A 1,202-nucleotide genomic window follows, 5' to 3' on the forward strand; every position below is an offset into this window, starting at 1 on the left:
CGACGTTACCCCGCGTTGAGTAGCGTTTCGATTAGAGCCCGTGAGTTGATGATATCGCTGTGGCAGCGAGCTGCCGTGCATAGTCGGCGGGCGTCAGCCCGCCGAGTGCTTTCTTCGGTCGTTCCTCGTTGTATTCCTTCGCCCATGCGCGGATCACAACCCGTGCATGGTTGAGGCTGACGAACCAGTGCTCGTTGAGGCATTCGTCGCGTAGCCGGCCGTTGAAGGATTCGATGTAGGCGTTCTGGTTCGGCTTGCCCGGCTCGATCAGCCGTAGCGCGATGCCATGGCGATGTGCCCAGGTCAGCATGGCTCGCCCGGTGAACTCTTTGCCGTTGTCGGTCCGGATGATCGAAGGTCGGCCACGGACAGCACAGACCTCGTCGAGCAACCGCACCAGATGGTCGCCACCGATGCTGTGCTCGGGGATCACGGCGATGGCCTCGTGCGTTGCATCGTCGACGATTGCCAAGCACTTGATCCCTCGGCCCGTGGCGACACGGTCGAAGACGAAATCCATCGACCAGACCTCGTTGGCTGTGCCAGGTCGGATCAGCGGCTGACGACCCGCCGGCGGGATCTTCTTGCGCCGGCGCCGACGGACCTGCAGCTTCTCCAGAGCGTACAGCCGCTCGACACGCTTGTGATTAATCCTCTGCCCAGATTGGCGCAGCTTCAGATAGATCATCGGCGCACCGTAACGGCGATGCCGCTGCGCCAAATCGACGATCTGCTGGCGCAATTCGGCATTGCCATCGGGCCTGGGTACATAGCGCAGCGCCGACGCGCTCATGCCCACGACGCGCAGCGCATGCCGCTCGCTCATTCCTCGACCCTTCATGACCCGCACCACCTCGCGACGAGCCGGTGCGGTTACCACTTTTTTCTCAGAACCTCGCGGACGACCTCCGCCTCCAGAAGGCTCTCCGCCAGCAGCTTCTTCAGCTTCGCGTTCTCCGCTTCCAGCGCCTTGAGCCGCTTGGCGTCCGACACATCCATGCCGCCGAACTTGCTGCGCCAGAGGTAGTAGCTCGCTTCCGAGAAGCCGTGCCGCCGACACAGGTCCTTCAGCGGCACCCCGGCATCCGCTTCCTTCAGAAATCCGATGATCTGCTCTTCGCTGTACCGCTTCTTCACGTCCGACCTCCTAGTCTTGGGTCGGACTCTAAATCACCGTGCTACTCAATGACGGGGTAACGTCG

Annotated in this window: 1 protein-coding gene; it reads right to left on the reverse strand. The window is 62.1% G+C overall.

The window, feature by feature from the left end; all coding sequences use genetic code 11:
- Positions 1 to 31: 31 nt before the first annotated feature.
- Positions 32 to 1,137 (reverse strand): IS3 family transposase gene (locus tag C8D93_RS20285; RefSeq protein ID WP_110267097.1). Its coding sequence is split into 2 segments (ribosomal slippage): positions 32 to 879 and positions 879 to 1,137, totalling 1,107 coding nucleotides; the frame shifts between segments, so codons are not numbered across the junction.
- Positions 1,138 to 1,202: the final 65 nt, after the last annotated feature.

Origin of the sequence: Sinimarinibacterium flocculans (assembly GCF_003201205.1) — a bacterium.
In the GTDB taxonomy this organism is placed as follows: Bacteria; Pseudomonadota; Gammaproteobacteria; order Nevskiales; family Nevskiaceae; genus Solimonas; species Solimonas flocculans.